Origin of the sequence: Sphingomonas sp. Leaf22, from assembly GCF_001421715.1 — a bacterium.
GTDB lineage: Bacteria > Pseudomonadota > Alphaproteobacteria > Sphingomonadales > Sphingomonadaceae > Sphingomonas.
Window position 1 is genome coordinate 16,442 of sequence record NZ_LMKP01000022.1, and the last position, 19,998, is coordinate 36,439.

The window sequence follows — 19,998 nt, forward strand, 5'->3', positions numbered from 1 at the left end:
CGGGTCGGGACTTCCGCAATGTTCAACTGGAAACACGAGGCGCAGGATCGCCTTCAGGCGATGTTGTTCGACCATGTCGACGACCGCGCCTTTCCCTGTGTCGGGGCCAAATCGGCGATGGCGAAGGGAACGCTGGACGTTCTCGCGTGCTCGCGCATCGACAGCGCGTGGGACGATGTCCGCATCCATGACGCGCTGATGCAACTCGCCGCCAGCTATCGCCGCGACCGGACGATGTATCGCAGCTTCGCCGTCATCTTCGACGGCCCGGACGATCTGACCGAGACCGAGTTCGAACATGCGCTGTGGAAGCGGGTCCAGTCGCTGTCCGACAAGGATGTGTGGCGCGGGCAGGATTATGACACCCGCGTCAGCGCCGACCCCGACAACCCGCATTTCTCGCTGAGTTTCGGCGGTGAGGCGTTTTTCATCGTCGGCCTCCATCCCCGATCGAGCCGGCCGGCGCGGCGGTTCGACCGGCCGACGCTCGTGTTTAACCTGCACGACCAGTTCGAACGCCTGCGCGCCGAGGGCAAGTACGAGACGATGCGCGAAAAGATTCTCGTGCGCGACGAGGCCCTGGCCGGCAGCCGCAACCCGATGCTGGCGCGCCACGGCGCAGCGAGCGAGGCGCGGCAATATAGCGGGCGGCAGGTCGACGATCGCTGGTCCTGCCCTTTCCACTATTCAGGAGAAGGCGATTGAACGTCGTCATCCCCGAACGCTCTGGCACCGCCTTCCCCCTTCGACAGGGCGAGACGTTGGTCGTGGTCGATCCGCGCGGGTGTCAGGTTGCCGATCTGCTGGCATTCAACGCCGATGATCTGGACGAGGTCATCTCCTCGGGGCGCACGCTCGATTATGCCGAGACGATCCGGCTGACGACCGGGCATCAGCTATATTCAAACCGCAGCCGGGTGATGCTGGAGATCGTCGACGACATGGTCGGGATGCACGACTTTCTGTTGACGCCATGCTCCTACGACACCTTCCATCATTTCTATCCCGACCTGCCGCCGCATCGTGGGTGTTTCGGCAATCTGGCGGCGGCGCTCAAGCCGTATGGCATATCGCCCGACCGGATACCGGTGGCATTCAACTGCTTCATGAACGTCCCGGTCGATGCCGCGACAGGAAAATTGAGCGTGTTGCCGCCGATCAGCAAGGCGGGGGATACGATCACCTTTCGCGCGGCAATGGATCTGATCATCGGGTTGACCGCCTGTTCGGCCCCGGCGTCGAACGGCGGCAGCTTCAAGCCGATCGAATATAGGGTCGAGCCAGCCTAGACCGACAGGGTCCAGCACAGGAACGCGGCGGCGGCGAGCAGCGTGCCGAGCGGCAGGCGGCCCGTTGCGGTCGGCCGTCGCCCGGTCGCGATCATCGCCGCGACGGCGAGCAGCCCCGCCAGCGACGCGAGCAGGAGCACCAGCGGCAAATCCCGCCAGCCGAGCCACAGGCCGATCGCGCCGAACAGCTTCGGATCACCGCCGCCAAGGCCGATCCGGCCACGCACCCGCCGGTACAGCACCGCCACGAGCCAGAGCGATCCGAAGCCGGCAACGCCGCCGATCAACCGCGTGGGCAGGTCGGGCTCGCTCCCGATAACAACACCAGCCAGTGCGACGACAGCCAACGTTCCCGTCAGCCGATCGGGCAACCAGAAGGCGGCAAGGTCGACCGCGCCGAGCGCCAGCAGCACCCAACCGCAAGCCGCGCCCGCCACGCCTTCCCAACCCGGTGCGATCAGTCCAGCCGTGATGCCGATCGCCAGCCCCGATGCTTCGGTCACGACATGGCCCCGCGCGATCCGCGCGCCACAGCTACGGCACTTGCCCCGTAGCAACGCGAAGCTGATCAGCGGCACCAGTTCGGCCGCGTCCAACACCCGCCCGCAACCGTCGCACGCGGATCGCCCGACCGTTATCGATCGCCCCTGCGGCCAGCGGATGGCGAGCGTCGCGATGAAACTGCCGAACACCGCGCCCAGCACGCCGAGCAGGATCGGCCAGAAGGACGGAGGAAGCGCGGCGACCATGATCCGCCCCTATCGGCAATTACCGGCATTTGCGAGGCGGAGGCCTTCCCCCTAGATATGATAACAAACGAAACCAGAATCCGTGGAGAGCCGCATGTCCGATCCCGTCGTCATCCTGTCCTATGCCCGCACGCCGATGGGCAGCTTTCAGGGGTGCCTGACCGGTGCCAGCGCAACCGAACTGGGTGCGGCGGCGGTCGGGGCGGCGGTCGCGCGCGCGGGACTGTCGGGTGAGGCGGTCGAACGCATCTATATGGGCTGCGTCCTGCCCGCTGGCCTTGGACAGGCCCCGGCGCGGCAGGCGGCGCTGGGTGCCGGCCTTCCGCAGCATGTCGAGGCGACGACCGTCAACAAGATGTGCGGCTCGGGAATGCAGGCGGTGATGATGGCCGCCGACACCGTCGCCGCCGGTTCGGCCGATATCGTCGTCGCCGGCGGAATGGAGAGCATGACCAACGCCCCCTATCTGTCGCAACGCCACCGCGGCGGCGCGCGGATCGGACACGACCGGTTGCTCGACCATATGTATATCGACGGGCTGGAAGATGCGTATGAACCCGGCCGGCTGATGGGCAGCTTTGCCGAGGAGACCGCCGCCGCCTATGGCTTCTCCCGCGAGGCGCAGGACGCGTTCGCCATCGCGTCGCTGACCCGGGCACAGGCGGCGCAGACATCGGGCGCGTTCGATCGTGAGATCGTGCCGGTCGACATCGCGAGCCGCAAGGGCACCACGACCGTGCGCACCGATGAACAGCCGACGCGCGGCGACGCCTCGAAAATCCCGGCGCTCAAGCCCGCCTTCGCCAGGGACGGCACGATCACCGCCGCCAACGCATCGTCGATTTCGGACGGGGCAGCGGCACTGGTGCTGGCGCGGGCATCGGTCGCCGACCGGTTGGGCCTGACCCCGGTCGCGCGGATCGTCGCCCATGCGGGGCACGCCCATGCACCTGCCCGGTTCGCGACCGCCCCGGCCTTTGCCATGCGCAAGGCGCTCGATCGGGCCGGCTGGGCGAGCGGTGAGGTCGATCTGTACGAGGTGAACGAAGCGTTCGCCTGTGTCACGATGGCGGCGATGCACGATCTCGACCTGCCGCATGACATCGTCAACGTGCATGGCGGGGCGTGCGCGCTGGGCCATCCGATCGGGGCGAGCGGCGCGCGGATATTGGCGACGCTGTTGTCGTCGCTCGAAACCCGCGGGTTGCGGCGGGGCATGGCGTCGCTGTGCATCGGCGGCGGCGAAGCCACCGCCCTCGCGGTCGAGATGGTCGGTTAAGTACCGGAACTTTCGCGCGTTGTGCTGCGTAACAGGGGATCATACGGCGTGGCGAGGGGATGACGGTGGCGGATCGCGAAAATGTGGTGGGCTATGACGGCCCCGCCGGCGGGTGGGGTTCGGTCAAGGGGATGTCGAAAATCCTCGGCAAGGAACGCAATCGCCCCGCCGCGCTCGCCCAGCTCGCCCGCCAGAACAAGACCAAGGGCTTCATGTGCACCTCCTGCGCATGGGGCAAACCGGCCGAGCCGCACCCGTTCGAATTCTGTGAGAATGGTGCCAAGGCGACCCTGTGGGACCTGACCCCCAATCGCTGCACCCCCGAATTCTTCGCCAAGCATTCGGTCAGCGAACTGAAGGGCTGGAAGGATTTCGATCTGGAGCATCAGGGGCGACTGACCCATCCGATGCGGTACGATCATGCGACCGACCATTATGTCGAATGTAGCTGGGACGAAGCCTTTACGGCGATCGGTACCGAACTGCGCGTGATCGATCCGAAAAAGGCGATCTTTTACGCGTCGGGCCGCGCCAGCCTCGAGACATCCTATCTCTTCGCCTTGTTTGCGCGGCTCTATGGGCACAACAACCTGCCCGACAGTTCGAACATGTGCCACGAGACCACGTCGGTCGCGCTGAAAAAGGTGATCGGTGCGCCGGTCGGCACCTCGATCCTCGACGATTTCGAACATTGCGATGCGATGTTCTTCTTCGGGCAGAATACCGGGTCGAACAGCCCGCGTTTCCTGCACCCGCTGCGCGATGCGGTGAAGCGGGGGTGCAAGGTCGTGACGTTCAACCCGGTCAAGGAACCGGGCCTGATCGCGTTCACCGATCCGCAAAATCCGTTCGAAATGGCGACCCGCAGCGAAACCAGGATTTCCTGCCAATATCATCAGGTCCGGCCCGGCGGCGACGTCGCGGTGATGATCGGCCTCGCCAAGCATGTGCTCGCTGCCGAGGACAAGAGTTGGGCGGAGCACCAGGTTCATGTCCTCGACGTCGACTTCATCGAACAGCATACCGCCGGCTTCGCCGAGTTCGAGGCGATGGTCCGCGCCACCGACTGGGCGGATATCGAACGCGAAAGCGGACTGAAGCGCGCCGATATCGAGGCTGCGGGACAGGTTTATGTAGAGGCGGATCGGACGATCGGCATTTACGGCATGGGGCTGACGCAGCAGGTCAACGGGTTCGACAATGTCGTGACCTATGTGAACCTGCTGCTGATGAAGGGGAATATCGGGCGCGTCGGCACCGGCATGTCGCCGGTCCGCGGACATAGCAACGTGCAGGGCCAGCGCACCGTCGGCATTTCGGAAAAGCCCGAGCTGGTGCCGATGGACCGGTTGCGCGAACTGTTTGGTTTCGAGCCGCCGATGGAGCATGGCCACAACACCGTCACCGCATGCGAGGACATTTTGAAGGGCGAGATCGACGCCTTCGTTTCGCTCGGCGGGAATTTCCTGCGCGCGATCCCCGATCTGGAACGGATCGAAGCGGCGTGGCCCGACATTCGCCTGACCGTGCAGATCGCGACGAAGCTGAACCGGAGCCATTTGATTAACGGCAGGACGGCATACCTTCTGCCCTGTCTGGTACGGACGGAGGTCGACAAGCAGGCGAGCGGCGAACAGATCGTCACGATCGAGGATACGTTCAGCCATATCCACGGTTCGATCGCCACGCATGAGCCGGCGAGCGAACATTTGAAGTCTGAAGTAGCGATCGTCGCGGGCATGGCCAAGGCGACGCTCGATCCCAATCCGAAGGTCGATTGGGATGGCTGGACCGGTGACTATGCGAAGATCCGCGCCTTGATCGAAGCGACCTATCCCGAAGAATTTCACGATTTCGAAGAACGCATGTTCACGCCCGGCGGATTCTATCGCGGCAATGCCGCGCGGGAACGGGTGTGGAAGACCGACAGCGGCAAGGCCGAGTTCACCATTCCCCGGTCCTTGTCCGGAACGGCGATCGAGGATGCGCCAGGCCGGTTACGGCTCGTGACGCTCCGTTCGAACGATCAGTTCAATACGACGATTTACGGCTATGACGATCGCTTCCGTGGTATTTCGGGGACGCGCGACGTGTTGATGATGAACCCCGCTGAGATCGCGAGGGCGGGTCTGCACAAGGGGCAGGTCGTGACGCTCGTCGGCGATGCCGAGGACGGCGTCGATCGCCGGGTCGCGGGGCTGAAGGTCGTGCCGTTCGACCTGCCCGACGGGTGCGTCGCGGGATATTATCCCGAACTCAACCCGCTGATCCCGATCGGCTGGCACGATCACGCATCGAAGACGCCCGCCGCGAAAGCGGTGCCGGTCCGTATCGTCGCCGGATGAACGCCGGTGGGACCACCATTCGCCGGTTCGACCGGGTGGCACCGGCGGGGGACCGGTCCGAGCATGACCGCGCCGTAGCCGTCGAGGCGCCGGTGGCGATCGAAGTGAACGGTCTGGGCTATGCGGTGCTGATGGCGACACCGAACAACCTAGACGATCTCGCGCACGGCTTCGTGCTGGCCGAACGGCTGGCCGATCGGTCGGATGAGGTCGTTGAGGTGAGTGCACATGCCACCGATGCCGGCACGCTGTTGCGTGTGACGTTGGTACCCGAACGGCACGATCGGATCTCCGACCGGGTTCGGCACCGCGTTTCGGAATCATCATGCGGTCTATGCGGCATCGAGAATCTCGAGCAGGCACTGCGCCCGTTGCCGACCGTGACGGCACGATCGACGGCGGACGACGCCGCTTTGTTCGCCGCTGCCGCCGCGCTTCGCGATCATCAGCCGCTGGCACGGGCGACCGGCGCGACCCACGCCGCCGCGCTATGCGCAACCGATGGCAGCATCCGGCTGGTCCGCGAGGATGTCGGGCGGCATAATGCCTTCGACAAGATGATCGGCGCGATGCGGCGGGGCGGGTTCGACTGGGATGGTGGCTTCGCGCTGCTGTCGTCGCGCTGCTCGTTCGAACTGGTCGAAAAGGCAGTGCTGGCGGGATGCCCGATGCTGGCGACGTTGTCCGCCGCGACGACGCTGGCGATGGACCGGGCCGCTGCGGCCGGACTGGCGCTGCGGACGCTGGTCCGCTCCGATGCGATGCTCGCGTCATGACGCGGATCTTGGGTGCGATCATCGCCGGTGGCCGATCGAGCCGCTTCGGCAGCGACAAGGCGTTGGCCGCGATCGACGGCCGTGCGCTGATCGACCACGTCGCCGACGCGGTCGAACCGCAGGTCGATGCCCTGATCGTCGTCGGACGCACCCATGAAGGACTAGAGGCGGTGCCCGATCGCCCTGCCCCCGATTTGGGGCCGCTCGGCGGGATCGCGGCGGCGCTGCACCATGCCTGTGCCGAAGGGTTCACGCACGTGCTGACGGTGCCATGCGATACGCCGTTCGTGCCGGGCGACCTGCGCGCGCAATTGTCGGCGGTTGGGCCTGCCGCCTATCTGCCCGACCTGCCGGTCGTCGGGCTGTGGCCGGTCGATGCGAGCACGACGCTGCAGGCGGTGCTGCGCGGTCCGGGATCGCGATCGGTGCGGGCCTTTGCCGACTGGATCGGCGCGCAGCCGGTGACGGTCGAGGGCCACATCGCCAACGTCAATACCCAGGCCGATCTCGCACGGCTCAGCGCGCAACGCGACTGACAGCGGGACACGCCCGCGATATAGCCTGCCCCGATGAACGCATCGTTCCTGATCCTGCGTATCGGCGACACCCGCCTCGCGCTGCCGATGACGGCGGTGCGCGAGGTGCTGCCGATGCTGCCGATCGATGCGCCGCCGGGGTTGCCCGCGCCGGTGCTGGGCTTCGTGCTGTTGCAGGGCGCGCCGGTGCCGGTGCTGGCCCCGCTGATGCTGCTCGACCCCATGGCGAGCATCGATGCGATCGGGCTGTTTTCGCATCTGGTGCGGTTGCGGGACGACGGTCCCTGCCTGCTGGTCGACCGCGCAGAGGACGTGGTGAACGGCGACGTCGCGCCGGTGGATCCGGCAAAGAGCCTGAATGCGGCGATCGTCGGCGAACTGCCGGTCGGGGACGACGTTGCCCATGTCATCGCGGCCGATCGCCTGCTGCTCGGCAGCGAACGCGCGGCGCTGGCGGCGCTGACCATCGCTGCCGCCGCGCGTGCCGACCAGTGGCGCGCCGCATGATCCGCGACGAAGCCTTTGCCGAGGTCAAGGCACTGGTGATCGCGCGTACCGGCCATCATTATTACATCGACAAGGACGCGCAGCTCGCCGAGCGTATCGCCCATCGCATGGCCGAGACAGGCGATACGACCTTGGCGGCATATCTCGAGCGGCTGCGCGATCGCGACCATGCCGAATGGCCGCTGCTCGAAAGCGCGGTGACGATCAACGAAACCTTTTTCTTCCGCTTCGCCGAGCAGTTCGATGCGCTGCGCACCGTCATCCTGCCGCGGCTGATCGCGCGGAACGCGGCGGAGAAGCGGTTGCGCATCTGGAGCGTCGGCTGTTCGACCGGGGCGGAGGCGCATTCGATCGCGATCCTGTTGAGCGACCTGCTGGGTAAGGCGATCGACGAGTGGCGGATCGCGCTGACCGGGACCGATATCGACGATGCGGCACTGACGGCGGCGCGGAAGGCGGACTATTCCTCATGGGCGCTCCGGACGATGGACGACGCGGAACGGGTGCGGCTGTTCGACCGGACCGGCGAGCGATACCGGCTAAAGGAGCGGTATCGCGCGACCGCGCGGTTCGAACGGCATAACCTGTTGTCGCTGATCGACGGCACAGCGGCGCTCGGCTTTACCGAGTACGACCTGATCCTGTGTCGTAACGTCCTGATCTATTTCGCGCAGGACCATGCGACGGCGATCGTCGGGGCGCTGGTCGAGCGGCTGGCGCAGGACGGGTTGCTGCTGCTGGGCCATGCCGAGCCCAATCCGGGGTTCGATGCGGTGGCCGATACGGTGCAGGTGGCGGGTATCCTCGCCTATCGCCCGCGCGGGTCGGTCGTGCGGACGGCTTCGGTTTCTGCTCCGCCGCCGGTGATGCAGCGCCCCCCTACCCTTGCGCCAGTGCAACCCCGCGCGAGCCGCAAGCCGGTGGCGGCACCGCCGCCGGTCGTCGAACGGATGCCGGATGCGGTCGCGCGCTATTTTGCGGCGCTCGACGCGCTGGCAGGCGACGACCGGGATTCGGCCGAGCGGGCGTTTCGCGATGCGCTGTATCTCGATGGATCGTTCGCGATGGCGCATTACCAGTTCGGCCATTACCTGTTGGCGCAGGGCCGGCAGCCCGACGGTAAACGCAGCCTGACCAATGCGTTGCGCGTCGCCGCCGCGCTCGATCCCGCGACCGAGTTGACCGGCGGCGACGGCATGACGGCGGGGGCGATGACCGCGGCGATCCGGCATATCATGGGGAGCGCCCGGTGAGCGCGCCGCCGATCGTCGCCGACGGGCTGGACGCCGATGCGATTGCCGCCGTGCTGCGGATGCGGCAGCGGGCGGTCGCGGGGGAGCGGATCGCAAGCGGTTGGCCGACCGAGACGCTGCTGACGTTCGCGCTGGGCGGGGTCGCGCACGGGCTGCCGATCGAGCAGGTGCGGGCGGTGGCGATGGTGCCAAAGGTTACACGTGTGCCGCATGCTCCGGGGGCGCTGGCCGGGGTGGTCGCATGGCGTGGCGCGGTGGTGAACCTGTTCCATCCAGCGTCGCTTTTGGCGCGCGAAGTTGGCACGGCCACCGCGATGATCGTGCTGCGCCACGATGCGCCGCGGATCGCACTGGCGGTCGATGCCCTGCTGGGCGTGGTCGACATGCCGCAGGGCGACGCCGTGCCAACCTTGTCGCGTCTGGTCGAAGGGGATGGCCAGCGCCTGACCCGCGTCGACCCGGCGCTGCTGATCGAATTACTACTCCCCGCCCGTCTTCAGGAAGGATAAGGTTTGTCCGTCTCCACCCGGATCGCCGCCGGCTTTGCCGCCCTCACCGCGATCCTGCTCGCCCTCGGCCTCTATGCACTGGCGCAGATCGGCGAGGTCCGATCGACCGTCGACCTGATCGTCGAACGCGACCTTTCGTCGATGGAGGCGCTGAACCGCATCGACCATGCCCTGTCGCGCAAGGTCGAGCAGCGAGCGGCACTGGTGCGCGGTTTCCTGACGGGCAACAGCGCCGCCACCCGCGAAGGCATTGCCGGCTGGCGGGCGGCGATCGACGATGCCGCACGCGGCATGGCGGAACAGGAACGCGCCGCCGAGACGTATCGCGCGAATGCGGTCACCGGCCTCCGGTCCGAACAATGGACGCGCATGGCCCGACAGCTGGGCGAGGCCGAGCGTGCGCTGGCCCGGACCCGCACCGATGTCGAGACGCAGCTGGCGGCGATCCAGGCCGGCGACCGTACCGCCGTGCTGGCGGCGGATGACGATATCGTGCGCGACCATGCCGCTACCGTCGCCCGTGTCGGGCAGGCGCGCGAAACGCTGAACGCCGCGATCGAGAAGGGCCGCGATGCGACCCGCGACGTGTACAATGCCAGCCGCGTGTCGATCATCATCGGCCTGATCGTCGCGGTGCTGGTCAGCATCGCGGTCGCGATCACCATCCGCCGGTCGATCGTCCGCCCCCTCGCCGAGTTCATGCAGTTCGTCGGGCGGATCGGCGGCGGCGACCTGTCGACCACCACCGATGCGACCGGCAAGGACGAGCTGGGCCAGCTGGGCCGGACGCTGAACGAGATGGTCGCGGGACTGCGCACCATCGCGTCGCAGAACCGCGCCGCGACCAACAACCTGAACGCCGCGACCACCGAAATCCGTGCATCGACGCAGGAACAGGCCGCGTCGGTCGAGGAACAGCTGGCCGCCGTTCAGGAAACCGCCGCGACCGTCGACGAGATCACCCATAGCGGCGCGCAGATCAGCCGCCGCGCACAGGAAGTGATCGCGCAGGCGCAGGCGACCGCGCAGATCAGCGATTCGGGCCTTAGCGCGGTCGGCGATACCGCGCAGGCGATGGACGCGATCCGCGAACAGGCCGAAGCGGTCGCGACCAACATCGTCGCGCTGTCGGAGAAGACGCAGGCGATCGGCGACATCATCGCCACGGTCAACGACGTATCCGAACGGTCGCACCTGCTGGCGCTGAACGCGTCGATCGAGGCGGCGGCGGCAGGCGAACAGGGGCGCAGTTTCGCGATCGTCGCTGCCGAGATGAAGCTGCTGGCCGATCAGGCGAAGGGCGCGACGCGCAACGTCCGATCGATCCTAGGCGATATCCAGCGCGGCATCAATTCGTCGGTGATGCTGACCGAGGAAGCGGTGAAGCGCGTCGCGTCGGGCAAGGAACGCACCGATGCCGGCCATGCCGCGATCGAGGAACTGGCGGCGCGGGTGCAGGAAAATGTCCAGACGTTCCAGCAGATCGTCGCGTCGACCAACCAGCAGCAGATCGGCATCGAACAGGTGACGATCGCGCTGCAGAACATCCGCGAGGCGTCGCAGCAGACCGCATCGTCGACCCGGCAGCTGGATCAGGCGGCAGGCGATCTGGGCGAATTGTCGCGCACGCTGGTCGGGCTGACCGAACGCTATCGGCTGTAGGCCATGGACGAATTGCAGGCCGAATTGATGGCGGCGTTCGCGTCGGAGCTGGCCGAGCATATGGCCGGCATCCGCGCGGCGCTGGCCGATGCCGATGCCGGACGGCCGGTCGACCTGCGCGAGTTCAGCCGGCGGGCACACAGCCTGAAAGGTGCGGCGCGCGCAGTCGAACTGCCCGCGACCGAAGCGGCGGCACATGAGGCCGAGGCGCTGTTGCTGGCGATCGAGCGCGGCGACCGCGCCATGGACGACGCCGCCATCGCCGACCTGCGGATGCTGACCGACGCGATCGAGGACGGCGCCGCCCCGCCCGCCACCGGCACCGACATCGTGCGCGACCACGAACCCGAGCGGCGCGTCGCGATTGCCGGCCACCGCGTCGAACGGCTCGGCCGATCGCTGCACGTCATGGCGACGCAGGTCGCCGAACAGGGGCAGGTCGCCGAACGGCTGAATGCGCTGTCCGAGGATCTGGCGGCCTTGCTGCCGTTGCTCGGCGACAGGGGCGATGGCGAAGCCGCCCGGCGATTGCGGCAGGCGACCGGCGAACTCGACCGTATCCGCCGCCTGCACGGCCGGCTGCGCGACGCGCTCGACCGGTCGAGCGCCGAGCTGGAGCGCGATGGCGAACGGATGTTGCTGCAACCGGTCGCAACGCTGTTCGACGGGCACGAGCGTGCGGTGCGCGACCTTGCCGCCGCCGAGGGCAAGATCGCCCGGTTGCAGGTCGCCGATATCGGTGGAGAGGCCGATCGTCGCGTGCTGAACGCGCTGCGCGATCCGTTGCTGCACCTGCTGCGCAACGCCGTGCGCCACGGGATCGAGACGCCGGCGGTCCGACGGCGCGCAGGCAAGGAGGATGCCGGCACCATCGCCGTCGATGCGCGGATCGATCGCGGACGGTTGACGATCACGGTGCGCGACGATGGTGCGGGGCTGGACGACAAGGTCATCGCTGCGCGGGCGCGTGCCGCCGGGCTGATCGCCGCCGACGCAGCGCCGCCGCGTGGGGCCGCGCTGCATGCGTTGCTGTTCGAACAGGGATTTTCGACCGCCGAACGGCTGGACGAAGTGGCCGGGCGCGGCATCGGCCTGTCGGTGGTCGCCGAGGTCGCCCGACGGCTGCACGGATCGGTGACGATCGCGCGGGGCACGGGTGGCGGAACGGTCGTATCGATCGCGGTGCCGGTCGCGCTGACCCGACGGACGCTGTTGCTGGTCGAGGTCGGCGACATGCGCCTCGCGCTGCCCGCCGATGCGGTGAAGCAGGTGCGGCGGATCGACCCGGTCGACCTGTCGCCGAGCGGCAGCGACACGATGCTGACGATCGACGGCACGGCCATCCCGGTGAGCCGGCTGGGCGATGTGCTGGGCGTGGCGCATGGTGCACCGGCCGGTACCCTGCCCGCCGTTCTGATCGCCGTCGACGGGGTCCGCAGGATGCTGGTCGTCGATGGCCTGAGCGACGTCCGGGCGCTGATGATCGGCGATGTCGCGGCGATCGCCGCCGATGTGCCGCTGGTGCTGGGCACGGTCCTGTTGAACGGAGAGATCGTGCTGGTGCTGGACCCGGCACAACTGGTGCGCGACCGGCCGGGCACCGCCGCCCTGCCGATCGCCGCCGACGCCGCGCCCGAACCGCACGGCAAGACCATTCTGGTCGTCGATGATTCGATCACCACCCGCACGCTGGAGCGCAGCATCCTCGAAGCGCAGGGCTATCGCGTGCTGATCGAGGTCGATGGCCTTGCCGGGCTGGAGCGGTTGCGATCGGGCCTCGACGCCATCGATCTGGTCGTCGCCGATGTCGAAATGCCGCGGATGGACGGATTCACCTTGCTGGCGGCGATACGGAACGATCCGGCACTGAAAACTTTACCCGTCGTCATGATGACTTCGCGCAACAGCCCCGACGATATCGAACGCGGCCTCAGCCTCGGCGCGGATGCCTATGTCACCAAACAGGATTTCGATCAGGGCAAGTTGATCGGCGTCGTGCAGCAGCTGATCTGACGCGCCGATGCCCGACCGCACCACCCCGGCCCGCGTGATGATCGTCGAGGATTCGATCGTCGTCCGCACGCTGTTGACCCATATCATCAACGACGACCCGCGTCTGACGGTGGCCGGCGCGTTCGCGACCGCCGAGGACGCGATCGCCGCGTTGCCGGTGGTGCGGCCCGACGTCATCTCGATGGATATCCGCCTGCCCGGCATCGACGGGCTGGAGGCGACGCGGCGGATCATGGCCGACCGGCCGACCCCGATCGTCGTCATTTCCGCCAGCATGGACGGCGGCGCGATGGGCAACAGCATGGATGCGCTGCGCGCAGGGGCGTTGTCGGTCGTCGAAAAGCCGGTCGGGCTGGGCGACGCCGCCTATTCGCGGGTCGCGCGCGAAATCCGCACGCAGCTGTCGATCATGAGCGAGGTCGCCGTCGTCCGGCGGCGGATGGGGACTGCGCCGGTCCTGCCCTTGCCGGCGACGCGCCAACGCGCGCCCACCATGCTGCTGGTCGCGGCATCGACCGGCGGCCCCCCTGCCCTTGCCAGATTGTTCGGGGCGTTGCCCGCCGACCTGCCGCTGCCGGTCCTATTGGTGCAGCATATGGGGGCGAGTTTCATGACCGGGTTCGCGAGCTGGCTCGACAGCGTCGTGCCGCAGCGGGTCGAGGTTGCCAGCCATGGCGAACTGCCGCGCCCCGGCATGATCCATGTCGCGCCGGGCGACGCGCATCTGACCATCGGCAAGAGCGGCACGATGCTGGTCGGGCGCGAGGCACCGGTCAACGGCCAGCGCCCGTCCGCCACCCGCCTGATCGAAAGTGGGGCGACCGCCCTCGACGGCGCAGCGATGGCGGTGGTGCTGACCGGCATGGGCGAGGATGGCGCACCGGGCGTACAGGCGCTGCTGGCCGCTGGCGGGCTGGCAGTGGCGGAGGATGCGAGCAGTTCGGTCGTCTATGGCATGCCCGCCGCCGCGCAACGCATGGGCGCGCTGTCGCTGCCGCTCGACCTGATCGCGCCGCATATCCGGCGCGTGCTGGACCGGACGCGGTGATGGACGGCGCATCGATCCTGCTGGTGGAGGATTCGGAGACGCAGGCGCTGCAATTGCGGCGGATGTTCGAGCGTGCCGGGCTGCGGGTGCAGCGGACCCGCGATGCAGAGACCGCGCTGGCGACGCTGAACGATGCCCGGCCGGACCTGCTGGTGGTCGATTACCGGTTGCCGGGCATGAACGGCGACGAACTGGTGCGGATCGTGCGGCAGACGGGGGCGACGCGGACCTTGCCGGTGCTGATGCTGACCGGCGACGATGCGTCGGAGGTGGAGCGACAGGGCCTCGACAGCGGGGCGAACGCCTATGTGCCCAAGCGTGGCGGCGGCGAACTGATCGTATCGCGGATTCGCGCATTGCTGCGCCAGACGCGCGGTCGCCCGGTCGAGGACGGACCGGCCCCGGCGCTGCGGCAGGCGCGGTTGTTCCTGCTCGATCCGGTCGATGCGAACCGCGATCCGCTGGTCGAACGGCTGTCGGCCGAAGGGTATCGGGTCGAACGCTGCGCCGATCCGGCGGTGGCGCTGGCGGCGATCGAGGCGGACAGCGCCGACGGTATTCTCGTCATCGAGCGCGAGCGCAGTTTCGCGCTGTCGGCCCGGATCGACGCGTGCCGGGTGGCGCGGGCGAGCGGCATCGCGCTGGTCGCGCTGACCGACGATGCCGAACCGGCGACGATGCTGGCGGGTCTTGCCGCCGGGGTCGACGACGTCGTGTCGCGGCGGAGCGACGGCGACATGCTGCTGGTACGGATCCGCGCGATCGTCCGGCGCAAGCTGGCGCGCGACGAGGAAGCCGCCGGCATCGCCCGCGAACGGACGCAGGCGATCGCACTGGCGCAGGCGCGGGCCGAGGCCGATTCGGCCGACCGGCTGGCCCGCGCCAATGCCGAACTGGCCGGGGCCAACGCCCTGCTGCGCGAGACGCAGGCACAGCTGGTGCAATCGGCGAAGATGGCGTCGCTCGGCGAACTGGTGGCGGGCATCGCGCACGAGATCAACAATCCGCTGGCGTTCATCCTCGCGCATCAGGCGACGGTGGAACGGGCGGTGGCGGGGGCGCGCGATGCCGACGACGCCACGCGCGCGACGCTGCTGACCAAGGCGTCGGACCGGCTGACCTCGATCCGGTCGGGGCTGACGCGTATTCAGGAGCTGGTGGTGAAGCTGCGCCGCTTCTCGCGGCTCGACGATGGCGAGGTGTCGCAGATCGACATTCCCGATGCGATCGATGCGGTGCTGACGCTGCTCGCGCCACGGCTGGGCACGGTGCGGGTCGAGCGCGACTATGGGGCGGCGCGGATGCTCGAATGTTCGGGGGCGCTGGTCAATCAGGTGGTGATGAACATCGTCGCCAACGCCGCCGACGCGGTCGATCCGGTGACCGGCGAAATCATGGTCGCGACCGGATCGGCCGACGGCACCTACACCATCCGCATCGACGATAACGGCCCCGGCATCCCCGACGACCGGCGCGAGCGGGTGTTCGAACCGTTCTTCACCACCAAGGACGTCGGCTCCGGCACCGGCCTCGGCCTCGCCATCGCCTATGGCGTGGTACGGTCGCATGGTGGCACGATCGAGATCGGCCGTGCGGCACGGGGTGGCGCATCGTTCGCGATCAGGATACCGGAACAGGCGTAATGAAAACCACCGGTGCCCTGCCCCTGTTGCTGCTGGTCGATGACGAGCGCGAGATTCTCGTCGCGCTGACCGACCTGCTGGAAGATCGGTATCGCATCGTGTCGACCACCTCCCCGGTCGAGGCGCTGGCGCTGATCGCCGAACAGGGCGACATTGCGGTGATCGTGTCGGACCAGCGGATGCCCGAGCTGACCGGCAGCCAGTTCCTGGCCCGCGCGCGGGCGGTGACCGATGCCGAGGCGATCCTGCTGACCGGCTATGCCGATCTGTCGGCGGTCGTCGCGGCGCTGAACGATGGCGCGATCAGCGGCTATGCCAACAAGCCATGGGATGCCGAGGCGCTGACGGCGATGGTCGCCGCCGCCGCCGAACGCCACGCGCTGCGCCGCGCGCTGGCGTTCGAACGCGCGGCGTTTCGCGGGCTGGCCGACGGGTCGGGCGATGCGGTCGCGATCATCGACGCCGAGGGGCGGATCGTGCGCGGCAAGGATGCCGCGATCGTCGCCGACCCGCGCGATCTGGCGACGCTGGCGCAGGACCGGGTCGATGACGAGGATCGCCACCACCCGCTGCCCGGCGGCGACCGGTGGACGCATATCCGCCGCATCCCGTTCCAGGCGGGCAACGACCGCTATCTGCTGCGGATCGAACGCGACGATACCGAGCGGCGGCTGGCGGAGCGGCGGCATCATCAATCGGAAAAGCTGGAGGCGCTGGGCACCCTGTCGGGCGGGATCGCGCACGATTTCAACAATCTGTTGGCGGCGATCATCGGCAATCTGGAACTGGCGCAGCGGCGGATCGACGATCGCGACCGGCTGAAACGCTATCTTGCCGCCGCCGGCGAAGCCGCCGGACGCGGCAGCGCAATCACCCGCCGTCTGCTGAGCTTCAGCCGGCAGCGCGATCTGGCCGCCGAAGTCTTCCGCCCCGACGAAGCGATCCAGTCGATCGAGGAGTTGATCCTGCGGACCACCGCCGGCCGCATCCGCGTGACCTACGACTTCGCGCAGGAACCATGGTCGGTGCGCACCGATCCGGGGCAGTTCGAGCTGGCGATCCTGAACCTCGCCATCAATGCGCGCGATGCGATGGGCGGCGGCGGCACGGTCCGCATCGCCAGTACGCATATCGCCGATCCCGCCGGGCTGGTGCCGGACCTGCAGGGACCGTTTGTCCGCATCTCGGTCGGCGATACGGGCAGCGGCATGGACGACGCGGTGCGCGCGCGGGTGTTCGAACCGTTCTTCACGACCAAGGCGCAGGGGGCCGGCACCGGGCTGGGCCTGCCGATGGTGCGGGCGATGGCGCGCGCGGCGGGCGGCGACGTCACGATCGACAGCGTCGTCGGTCAGGGGACGACGATCCATATTTGGCTGCCCCGCGCCCAGACCGATGCGGTGGCCGCCGCCCGCCCCGACCAGCACGACGCCGTTCCGCGCCGGCTGTTGCTGGTCGAGGACGATCCCGAAGTGCGCGCGGTCGTCGCCGCACAGCTGGAAGCGGTCGGGCACAGCGTCACGGTGCAGGGATCGGCGCGCGCCGCGGTCGATGCGCTGGAGTCAGGCGCACGGTTCGATCTGGTGCTGACCGATTACGCCATGCCCGACCTGTCGGGGATCGACGTCGCCAACCGGGTGCAGTCCTGCTGCCCCAAAACGCCCGTGCTGCTGATCACCGGCTTCGCCGAGATCGGCGATACCCCGGTCGGGGTACCGGTGCTGACCAAGCCGTTCACCGGCGATCAGCTGCACGCGGCGATCGCGGCGGTGCTGGCTACCGCGGACAGCGCACGCGACTGAACGGCTGGCCGCCGGTATCGATGGTCAACCGGTTGCCGGCGACGGTCAGCGTCTGCGTCGCGGTCCAGCGTTCGCCCTCGCCATCATACTCGGCACGGATGCGGATGCGACCGGTGCCGAGCGGTTCGACCCGCGTCACCCGGCCGGCGCTTTCGTGGAACAAGATTTCGTGCGGCGTGACCCGGACCCCCTCGATCGAGGCGGCGGGATTGGCGCAGGCGGCGGCGTCGGTGTTCCAGTTGCCGGTAAAGGTGGCGGGGATCGTCGCTGCCGGTTCACCGGGCGGCGGCGCGGGCGTGCCGGTGAAGGCACAACCGCGCACGGTCCGGCCAGCAAGCGTCAGCGTACCGCGATAGTCGCGCGGCGCGCCCGACATATCGTCTTCGCAAGCGGCGCGCGTCGCGGTGACGACGACGGTGCCGCCTTCGTCGCGCGCGGTCCAGCTTCGGCGGTCGGCGGTGATGTCGCGATCGGTGATCGGCAAGCGCCGTTCGGCCATGTCGACGCCGCTGAGGATGATCGTGTCGCCCGCGACCCGCGCGGAATAGAAGGGCTCGTTGGTCGCCACGGTGATCCGGTCGGGTACGGTCGAGGTGACCGGCGGTGGGACGATCGTCCCGGTCGGGCGGGGCGTGGGCGTTGCCGCCGGTGCGGAATCGCGGCGGTCGTTGCAGCCGGCCAGCGCCAGCGCGATCAGCATGGTCGTGATGGCGGTTCCCCGCAGGGGTACGGCCGGCACGGGGTTCGGCGCACGGCTGTCGCGGACGTCTCGGGTAGCTGCGGGGCGACGGGGATTTTGCCTATCGCGGTTCGCCACGACGGCCTCCGCTGCTCACCCGATCGTCGCGGCCGGCCAGCATCGCCACCTCCGCCTCCAGCCGTGGCACCGGATCGGCAGGGCGATAGGCGGGAAAGGCGATGACGTCGTTCACCACCGCCACCTGCCCGCCGAGTGCCGTCGCGGCGAACAGCGCGCGGGCAAAGGCGGTCGGGATACGGATGCAGCCATGCGATGCGGGGAAGCCCGGAAGATTGCCGGCGTGCATCGCCACCCCGTCCCACGTCAGCCGCTGCATGAACGGCATCGGCGCATTGTTATACAGGTTGGAGCGGTGAAAGGGCCGTTTTTGCAGGATGGCATATTCGCCGATCGGCGTGGTCTTGCCCGGCTTGCCGGTCGATACCGTCGTCGCCCCGATCAACACGTCGCCGCGATAGACGAATGCCATCTGCATTGGCACGCTGACGACGATGCTGACCGGTCCCGGCAGGGTCGGGTCATCGGCCCAGCGATGCGCGCCCGGCCGCATGGTCAGCGCCGCCCGCTCGACCGCCAGCGCGTCCGATCGCTGCGCCACCGCCGGCAGCGGCAACAGCGCCAGCGCGAGTCCAAGGCGGAGGGAGGCGATCACGCAGCGAATATCGCCCAGCCGCCGACCGAACGCAAATCCGAACGGTATCGACTGCAACGGAGTCGACCGCCCGTGGCATCGCCGCGACCAGTGACGCAACCCATTACCCAGCGTTAATTGAATGGAACCGGTTCGTACCGTATCTGGGGAAGCCATAACGGTTTGACGAGGATTTGGATGCAAGACGAAGCGGTTCGATCGCGGCGGGCAGTGCTGAAGGCAGCCGGGGGCCTTGCGGGGCTGGTGCTGGCACAGGGCTGTACCAGGAACGCGATCGTGCCCGTCGCGCAAAATTTGCCGGTCGGGCCGATGCCGCAGCGACTGGCATCGGCGGCGGTTCCTGCCGCGCCGGTCCGGAAGATGCTGGCGCCGCCGACGGTGAATCCCGGCTTGTTCGAACGTGCCCACGCCGCGCTGCAACGCCATGGCGGCACGGTCCGCAAGACCGACCGGATCGCTATCGCCGACTTCGCGGTCGACTCCGCGCATCCGCGCTTCCAGTTCATCGACATGTACAGCGGCGTCGTGTCGGCGATGCGCGTCTCGCACGGCAGCGGATCGGACCCGCGCCATCGCGGGATGCTCGACCGGTTCAGCAACGTGCCCGATTCGAACGCCACGTCGGAAGGCGCGTTCGTCACCGAGAATTACTATATCGGCAAGCATGGCCGGTCGCAGCGGCTGGTCGGGCTGGACCATACCAACGACAATGCGCTGATGCGCGCGATCGTCATTCACGGCGCATGGTATGCCAATCCGGAAATGATCGCACAGCACGGCAAGCTGGGCCGCAGCCAAGGCTGTTTCGCCGTCGCCGAAGGCGATCTGGCGCGGGTGTTCGACCTGATCGGCGAAGGCCGGATGATCTACGCCGCCAAGGTCTAGGGCGGATCGACGGTTACCGGCTGACATGTGTCCTCGGTAACGACCGTCGCTATTGTTACGCCCGGGCGGAGTGGGACCGGAGCGAACGTCGCCCGCTGAACCACAAATCCGTCGTACCCCGGCGGAGGCGGAATCGTTGCGAAACTCTTGCCCCCTCCCTAGCCGTACCCCCGCGCAGGCGGGAGTGTTCACTTCGGACTCTGTAGACGTTTTCTGGCGAGGAAGATGTCGAGGGTGATCTCGAGCATCTGTTGGGTCTTGGAGGCGCGTTTGGTTCGGCGGTTGAAGCG

The 19,998-nt window shown here is 68.0% G+C and carries 18 protein-coding genes; 15 read left to right on the forward strand and 3 right to left on the reverse strand.

Annotation, left to right across the window (positions count from 1 at the left end; all coding sequences use genetic code 11):
* The first annotated feature begins 18 nt into the window (after positions 1–18).
* A complete protein-coding gene (gene gntA, locus ASE70_RS10735) occupies positions 19–705 on the forward strand; it encodes a guanitoxin biosynthesis heme-dependent pre-guanitoxin N-hydroxylase GntA (RefSeq protein ID WP_056504593.1) in 687 nt (228 codons plus the stop codon).
* The gene (locus ASE70_RS10740; RefSeq protein ID WP_056504596.1) at positions 702–1,289 is read left to right on the forward strand and encodes a DUF1989 domain-containing protein; all 588 of its coding nucleotides are present in this window, start codon (positions 702–704) and stop codon (positions 1,287–1,289) included. Before gntA ends, ASE70_RS10740 begins: the two co-directional genes overlap by 4 nt.
* On the opposite strand, the gene ASE70_RS10745 is transcribed toward ASE70_RS10740, so the two are convergent.
* Positions 1,286–2,038 carry a prepilin peptidase gene (locus tag ASE70_RS10745; protein WP_056504599.1) on the reverse strand — a complete coding sequence of 251 codons (753 nt, stop codon included), beginning with the start codon at positions 2,036–2,038 and terminating at the stop codon, positions 1,286–1,288. The two genes, ASE70_RS10740 and ASE70_RS10745, sit on opposite strands and share 4 nt — an antisense overlap.
* A gap of 94 nt (positions 2,039–2,132) precedes the next feature.
* Between ASE70_RS10745 and ASE70_RS10750 the strand changes: the two genes are divergently transcribed.
* The 12 genes from ASE70_RS10750 to ASE70_RS10805 all read left to right on the forward strand — a co-directional run bounded on the left by ASE70_RS10750 (position 2,133) and on the right by ASE70_RS10805 (position 17,411).
* Positions 2,133–3,317, forward strand: coding sequence for an acetyl-CoA C-acyltransferase (locus ASE70_RS10750; protein ID WP_056504604.1), 1,185 nt, complete (start codon positions 2,133–2,135; stop codon positions 3,315–3,317).
* Between the two features lie 65 nt (positions 3,318–3,382).
* Positions 3,383–5,662, forward strand: coding sequence for an FdhF/YdeP family oxidoreductase (locus ASE70_RS10755; RefSeq protein WP_235519819.1), 2,280 nt, complete (start codon positions 3,383–3,385; stop codon positions 5,660–5,662).
* Positions 5,659–6,438 (forward strand): formate dehydrogenase accessory sulfurtransferase FdhD, encoded by a 780-nt coding sequence (fdhD, locus tag ASE70_RS10760; protein ID WP_056504612.1) that lies wholly within the window; start codon positions 5,659–5,661, stop codon positions 6,436–6,438. The genes ASE70_RS10755 and fdhD overlap by 4 nt, the downstream gene beginning before the upstream one ends.
* Positions 6,435–6,974, forward strand: a complete 540-nt coding sequence (gene mobA / locus ASE70_RS10765; protein ID WP_056504615.1) for a molybdenum cofactor guanylyltransferase — start codon at positions 6,435–6,437, stop codon at positions 6,972–6,974. The genes fdhD and mobA overlap by 4 nt, the downstream gene beginning before the upstream one ends.
* A 33-nt stretch (positions 6,975–7,007) precedes the next feature.
* Positions 7,008–7,481 (forward strand): chemotaxis protein CheW, encoded by a 474-nt coding sequence (locus tag ASE70_RS10770; protein ID WP_056504618.1) that lies wholly within the window; start codon positions 7,008–7,010, stop codon positions 7,479–7,481.
* The gene (locus tag ASE70_RS10775; RefSeq protein ID WP_056504653.1) at positions 7,478–8,734 is read left to right on the forward strand and encodes a CheR family methyltransferase; all 1,257 of its coding nucleotides are present in this window, start codon (positions 7,478–7,480) and stop codon (positions 8,732–8,734) included. The genes ASE70_RS10770 and ASE70_RS10775 overlap by 4 nt, the downstream gene beginning before the upstream one ends.
* A complete protein-coding gene (locus ASE70_RS10780) occupies positions 8,731–9,243 on the forward strand; it encodes a chemotaxis protein CheW (RefSeq protein WP_056400982.1) in 513 nt (170 codons plus the stop codon). Before ASE70_RS10775 ends, ASE70_RS10780 begins: the two co-directional genes overlap by 4 nt.
* A gap of 3 nt (positions 9,244–9,246) precedes the next feature.
* Positions 9,247–10,905, forward strand: coding sequence for a methyl-accepting chemotaxis protein (locus ASE70_RS10785; RefSeq protein WP_056504621.1), 1,659 nt, complete (start codon positions 9,247–9,249; stop codon positions 10,903–10,905).
* A 3-nt stretch (positions 10,906–10,908) separates the two neighbouring features.
* A complete protein-coding gene (locus ASE70_RS10790) occupies positions 10,909–12,918 on the forward strand; it encodes a hybrid sensor histidine kinase/response regulator (protein ID WP_056504625.1) in 2,010 nt (669 codons plus the stop codon).
* Positions 12,919–12,925: 7 nt separating this feature from the next.
* Entirely contained in the window at positions 12,926–13,966 is a 1,041-nt protein-coding gene (locus ASE70_RS10795) for a chemotaxis protein CheB (protein ID WP_200925625.1), read from the forward strand.
* Positions 13,966–15,609, forward strand: coding sequence for a response regulator (locus ASE70_RS10800; protein ID WP_056504628.1), 1,644 nt, complete (start codon positions 13,966–13,968; stop codon positions 15,607–15,609). Before ASE70_RS10795 ends, ASE70_RS10800 begins: the two co-directional genes overlap by 1 nt.
* Positions 15,609–17,411: a response regulator gene (locus ASE70_RS10805; protein WP_056504631.1), complete on the forward strand. Its 1,803-nt coding sequence runs from the start codon at positions 15,609–15,611 to the stop codon at positions 17,409–17,411. Before ASE70_RS10800 ends, ASE70_RS10805 begins: the two co-directional genes overlap by 1 nt.
* On the opposite strand, the gene ASE70_RS10810 is transcribed toward ASE70_RS10805, so the two are convergent.
* Together ASE70_RS10810 and ASE70_RS10815 are read right to left on the reverse strand one after the other, a co-directional pair.
* The gene (locus tag ASE70_RS10810; protein WP_156356178.1) at positions 17,386–18,150 is read right to left on the reverse strand and encodes a hypothetical protein; all 765 of its coding nucleotides are present in this window, start codon (positions 18,148–18,150) and stop codon (positions 17,386–17,388) included. The genes ASE70_RS10805 and ASE70_RS10810 overlap by 26 nt on opposite strands.
* Positions 18,151–18,211: 61 nt before the next feature.
* Positions 18,212–18,823 carry a L,D-transpeptidase family protein gene (locus ASE70_RS10815; RefSeq protein WP_235519822.1) on the reverse strand — a complete coding sequence of 204 codons (612 nt, stop codon included), beginning with the start codon at positions 18,821–18,823 and terminating at the stop codon, positions 18,212–18,214.
* Positions 18,824–19,033: 210 nt separating this feature from the next.
* On the opposite strand from ASE70_RS10815, the gene ASE70_RS10820 reads away from it, so the two are divergent.
* Positions 19,034–19,708: a murein L,D-transpeptidase catalytic domain family protein gene (locus ASE70_RS10820; protein ID WP_235519827.1), complete on the forward strand. Its 675-nt coding sequence runs from the start codon at positions 19,034–19,036 to the stop codon at positions 19,706–19,708.
* Positions 19,709–19,998: the final 290 nt, after the last annotated feature.

Excerpts from the sequence above, each read along its gene's own strand:
- ASE70_RS10745 (WP_056504599.1), bottom strand. The coding sequence starts at position 2,038 with ATGGTCGCCGCGCTTCCTCCGTCCTTCTGGCCGATCCTGCTCGGCGTG.
- ASE70_RS10790 (WP_056504625.1), top strand. The coding sequence starts at position 10,909 with ATGGACGAATTGCAGGCCGAATTGATGGCGGCGTTCGCGTCGGAGCTG.
- gntA (WP_056504593.1), top strand. The coding sequence starts at position 19 with ATGTTCAACTGGAAACACGAGGCGCAGGATCGCCTTCAGGCGATGTTG.
- ASE70_RS10795 (WP_200925625.1), top strand. The coding sequence starts at position 12,926 with ATGCCCGACCGCACCACCCCGGCCCGCGTGATGATCGTCGAGGATTCG.
- ASE70_RS10775 (WP_056504653.1), top strand. The coding sequence starts at position 7,478 with ATGATCCGCGACGAAGCCTTTGCCGAGGTCAAGGCACTGGTGATCGCG.
- mobA (WP_056504615.1), top strand. The coding sequence starts at position 6,435 with ATGACGCGGATCTTGGGTGCGATCATCGCCGGTGGCCGATCGAGCCGC.
- ASE70_RS10800 (WP_056504628.1), top strand. The coding sequence starts at position 13,966 with ATGGACGGCGCATCGATCCTGCTGGTGGAGGATTCGGAGACGCAGGCG.
- ASE70_RS10770 (WP_056504618.1), top strand. The coding sequence starts at position 7,008 with ATGAACGCATCGTTCCTGATCCTGCGTATCGGCGACACCCGCCTCGCG.
- ASE70_RS10805 (WP_056504631.1), top strand. The coding sequence starts at position 15,609 with ATGAAAACCACCGGTGCCCTGCCCCTGTTGCTGCTGGTCGATGACGAG.
- ASE70_RS10750 (WP_056504604.1), top strand. The coding sequence starts at position 2,133 with ATGTCCGATCCCGTCGTCATCCTGTCCTATGCCCGCACGCCGATGGGC.
- fdhD (WP_056504612.1), top strand. The coding sequence starts at position 5,659 with ATGAACGCCGGTGGGACCACCATTCGCCGGTTCGACCGGGTGGCACCG.